This is a genomic window from Candidatus Synechococcus spongiarum SH4 (assembly GCF_000586015.1).
Taxonomy (GTDB): Bacteria; Cyanobacteriota; Cyanobacteriia; order PCC-6307; family Cyanobiaceae; genus Synechococcus_B; species Synechococcus_B spongiarum_F.
This window is the reverse complement of sequence record NZ_JENA01000156.1, coordinates 1-4,015: the sequence shown is the minus strand read 5'-3', so window position 1 is coordinate 4,015 and position 4,015 is coordinate 1. Positions and strand designations below refer to the sequence as shown.

Sequence of the window (4,015 nt, the reverse complement as noted above, 5' to 3'; positions counted from 1 at the left end):
CCACACAAAAGGACTCTTCCTCCAGATAGGCCTGGGTGGCCTTGCGGAGGCTGGGCTCGTCGTCCACCAGCAGCAGCCGCGCCGGGGCAGCGAGGGATTCCGCCGCAGCATGAGGGGAGGGGGAGGGAAGGGTTGTCATGGCTGGCGCCGGTAGCAACTCCAGCAATCTAGCGACCCACGGTTGTCTCGTTGGCAGCGGCAACCGGGTCTCCAAGGTCAAGGCCTGTAACATTAACATGTGCTCTATCTCGACCGGGGGTTACTGAACGGCTGGCCAGCCGTTCAGAGGAGTAGTGGGAAGCGGAGTGCGAGGGAGTGTTCCGTTGGGGAAGCCGAGGAGAAACGTTCCTGCCGTTCTCCTTCGAGGGAGATCTGCCACGGTTTCCCTGCCCCTGCTGGGTATAGGGGCCAGTGCCCATGCCATGCTGTACGTCCTGCTATCCGGCGAGAGGGCCAAGCCCACCGACGGGGTGCGGGTGAGGCGGTCGTTGGAGACGGGGAAGCCGTAGGCGAGTTGCGCTTCAAACTGGCGCCCGGTGCTGACGTGTGCGGCCAGCCCCTCCGGGACGACGGGATTGAGCAGGGCATCCATACCCCCCGAGGCAGTAGCGCCAACAGCATGACTCAGGGAGAGGGACGGCCCGCGATTGGTGGGGGCGGGGTCCCAGGCGAAGGAGAGGGCCAAGCCCTGCTCCCGGAACTGTTCTTCTGCATGGGTCAGGAGGGTGCGTCCCTTCACCTCAACGCTGATGCCCTGCTGGGGATCGTTCCAGACCAGTCCAGCGCCCAGCTCCAGGCCGAAGCCGGCCTCGGCATCCCCGCCGCCTTGTCTGATGCCGATCTCCATGGCGGGGAGCAGTGCGGCGCCGTTGGCCAAGGGCATCGGCCTTGTGGCAGCCAGCCCCAGGCGGAGGCGGGAGACGGTGGTATCGGAAGGCTGCAGACCCTTCACCTCCTCGGACGTGGTCTCCCCCAGGAGGGCATCAGCCGTGGTGGAGAGGGAGAGTCCGGCGCCGCCGCCATCCAGCAGGACACCCTCCAGCCCGAGGGCGCCCATGGCCAGGTTGGTGTCGGCATCCAACTCCTCTCCACCATGCCCTTGTGGCTTCAGGGTGAGGTTCCCCCAGCCGTAGCCACCTGTGGCCAGGCGTGGCGTCAGGGCGTAACGGCCGTAGGGGAACAGCCCGGTCAGGCTGGTGCTGATGCTGCCGTCCCCACGGGTGGCGGCGGTGGCGCCCTCGTCGTTGTTGCCGTCGTAGGAGCCGTTGCCCCAGGAGCGGGAGCGGGCGGCGCCAGCCTGCCAGCGCTCGCCGCGCCAGTCCGCCCCAACAAGCAGGGTGGTCACGTCCCCATCCAGGGAGAGGGCGTCCCCCTGCCGCTGAAGGAGGCGATGGCGCCCTGACCCCAGAAGGCTAACCCGGTCCCTGCTGTTCCCCCCGTCCCTGCGCCAGCGGCTGCCACTGTCTGGGGGGAGAAGCTGAAGGAAGAGTCCGCCGCCAACTGCTCACCACTGCTCAACTCCTCCTCACCCGCCACCGTGAGCCTCAGACCGGATTGGGGCGGAGGCGCTGAAGCGCTGTCGCAGGGCATCCACCACCTGTTGGGACACCGTGCGGCCAAAACGACCCAGCCACGCAGCCGGAATCGGGTCGCTGTTCCTGATGGCGCCTACCCCCACTCCATCCGCGATCCCCACACCGGGGTAATACACCCGAGCGATGTACAACTCGAAGGTCTCCCCGTCGTTGTGCAGGTCATCCAACGTCCTCACCTTCACCGTCCTCTCCGTCTCCCCGGCAGGGATGCTCCTAAAGACTGCGCCAAACCAACTGAGGGAGAAGTCCGTGCCTTGCACCGCCGACACCGGGTTGCTCTCCCTGGTGCGCGCCAACAACGCCACGATTTTGTCATGGGGCCGCGACAGGCGAATCACGAACTCCACTGCCTCTCCCTCGTCAGCCGAGGCGTCAGACACCGAGAGCATGGGTATCGATGACACTGACACGTCGTTATCCGCCACCGCCACACTGGCCGAGGCGACACTGCCTACCGTGTAGCCCGTGCCAGCAGTCAACATGGCAGCAATCGTGCCGTCCTCTTCATCCACTGCGTCGTCCTCCGTAGACACCGTGAAGGCCGCCGTCCCGCTGGCGTCGATGCTCACTGTCTTTTCTCCGGTCGCTCCAGCGGCGCGAAGCTGCCAGTCTCAGCCACGTTCACCGTCACCGGCAGGTCCGCAGTCGGCACAGGTTTAGCCGTCATGGCGAAGGTTGCGTCACCGCCCTCGGTGACAGACGCACCACCGGCAATGCTCACCGTCGGTTGCACAGCCGGTGGCGAGGCGGCTTCCAACGCCGTCAACGCCACCACCACCGGATCCCGGCGGGTCCAGCCCTTGGCTGCATAGACTTTCGCCTCGGCCGCGGTCATCGGGGTGAGACTGGCAAACGGCGGAAGGTATCGACGATCCAGCATGAAGGGCGAGGGGGAGGGCGAACCTTGGTCTCTCCAAGCGCCTTCAACACTCGATGCCAACGCTTCATGTGCTCTGCCTGCTTCTCTTCCTCCGCCGCATAGCCACACACGTTACCGAGCTCAACTCCCCCCATCCATGGCCTCCATCCTGTCCCAGGATGTTCAAAGGCGCCCCATGGATCAGCAGGCGGTGAGCAGCTTGGCCATGAGTTCCGGTAGCCAACGGTTGTCGTCGGCGCTGGCCGCCCCCTCCCCCAGCACCGCCACCAGGGTGGGCCTGTGCCGGGGAGCTTCCACGTAAGCAACGTCAGCCCGGGCGGTGCTCATCCAGCCGGCCTTGCTCCACAGTTGACTGCCTTCAGGCAGGGCTGCGCCAAGAAAGCCGTCCACCTGGTTTTCAGGGTCCGCCTGACGGTCCGCGGCATCCAGGGAGCGCCAAAGCTGTTGACGCATGTGGGTGCTGGCCACCGGCGAAATCAACTCCCCCGCCATGATGGCGTGGAGGAAGCGGGCCGTGGCATCACTACTGAGGCGGTTGCGGTTTTGCCGTTGAAGACCGTAAAACTGCCTTTCCCGCCCGTAGGGTCCCTCCTCCCAGGTTTTCTGGCAGCAGTTGCAGTGTTGCAATTCGGGCCAGCCTTGCTCTTGTAGCCACTGGTTCACCAGTTGCCGCTGTCGTTGCCAGGTGATGTAAGCGTCTCCAACAAGCTCCGGGCCGCTGGCGGCGCCCGTGAGGACATCCACCACGTAGGCGGTGGCATCGTTGCTGGAGTGGCCAATCATGGCCCCGGTGGCCCGCTTCAACTCCGCCGTGCGGCGCAGAAGGCCCTGGGCGTACCAGGCTTCCAGGGCCGCCATGTACACCAGCTTCACCACGCTGGCGGGATAACGGGGGGTGGCGCCGCCGTGGCTGGCGCCAGCCACCGGCAAGGCCCAGAACTCGTCGCTGGCAAGCTGTGCCGCCTGATCCACCAGACTATTCTCATAGCGCAACCAGGTGACAGATACCTGCTGAGCCACCCATGGCCAATGCTGTCCCATGTCTTTCAGGCTGCGCGACAGGTGTTCCTGGAGATCCCCGTCGTTGGCATAGAAGGCCAAGGCCAATGTTGAGCAAACTGATGGGCAGCGTATCCAATCCGTCTGAATCCCTCCAGGACGGATGACATCCACCCCTTCTCCCCCTGCCCTGGCGGCCTTCTCCACATGGCGCCTCACCCGCAACACCCCCGGCTATGAACAGCGCCATGGTCTGGCGTTGGGCACCCAGGCGGCGGCGGGGCGCTTGCTGCGGCTGCTGGAAGCCGTCCACCCCAACCCGGCGCCGGGCACACGTCAGCGGGTGTGTCTAGCGGAGGATGGCTATCCCTGTTTCATGGACTGCCGCGACCTGCTGAGCCAGCAGCTTCACTCCGCCCAATACCAGCCCCTGCTGCTCAGCTTTTCCGCCATTCAGGGGCGGCTGGGGGAGGTTCTGGAGTTTGCCCGCCAGGCCATGGGTACGGAGAACCGCTACCTGCTGGGGGGCGCCCACGCCCCC

At 65.7% G+C, this 4,015-nt stretch carries 5 protein-coding genes and 2 pseudogenes; 1 reads left to right on the top strand and 6 read right to left on the bottom strand.

The window, feature by feature from the left end; genetic code table 11:
* From BG35_RS12770 to BG35_RS0107280, 6 genes and pseudogenes are all read right to left on the bottom strand, one after another.
* Nucleotides 1-139 (bottom strand): annotated as a pseudogene (locus tag BG35_RS12770) (DNA-binding response regulator); the annotation flags it as partial.
* A gap of 120 nt (nucleotides 140-259) precedes the next feature.
* Nucleotides 260-1,345, bottom strand: a complete 1,086-nt coding sequence (locus BG35_RS0107300; RefSeq protein ID WP_025782314.1) for a hypothetical protein — start codon at nucleotides 1,343-1,345, stop codon at nucleotides 260-262.
* The gene (locus tag BG35_RS0107295) at nucleotides 1,342-1,536 is read right to left on the bottom strand and encodes a hypothetical protein (RefSeq protein ID WP_025782313.1); all 195 of its coding nucleotides are present in this window, start codon (nucleotides 1,534-1,536) and stop codon (nucleotides 1,342-1,344) included. The genes BG35_RS0107300 and BG35_RS0107295 overlap by 4 nt, the downstream gene beginning before the upstream one ends.
* Nucleotides 1,526-2,164: a hypothetical protein gene (locus tag BG35_RS0107290; RefSeq protein WP_025782312.1), complete on the bottom strand. Its 639-nt coding sequence runs from the start codon at nucleotides 2,162-2,164 to the stop codon at nucleotides 1,526-1,528. The genes BG35_RS0107295 and BG35_RS0107290 overlap by 11 nt, the downstream gene beginning before the upstream one ends.
* A complete protein-coding gene (locus BG35_RS0107285; protein WP_152535218.1) occupies nucleotides 2,161-2,475 on the bottom strand; it encodes a hypothetical protein in 315 nt (104 codons plus the stop codon). The genes BG35_RS0107290 and BG35_RS0107285 overlap by 4 nt, the downstream gene beginning before the upstream one ends.
* A 180-nt stretch (nucleotides 2,476-2,655) precedes the next feature.
* Entirely contained in the window at nucleotides 2,656-3,576 is a 921-nt protein-coding gene (locus tag BG35_RS0107280) for a serine hydrolase (RefSeq protein ID WP_025782310.1), read from the bottom strand.
* A 61-nt stretch (nucleotides 3,577-3,637) separates the two neighbouring features.
* Here BG35_RS0107280 and BG35_RS10855 point away from each other — a divergent pair.
* Nucleotides 3,638-4,015: pseudogene (locus BG35_RS10855) on the top strand (NlpC/P60 family protein); the annotation flags it as partial.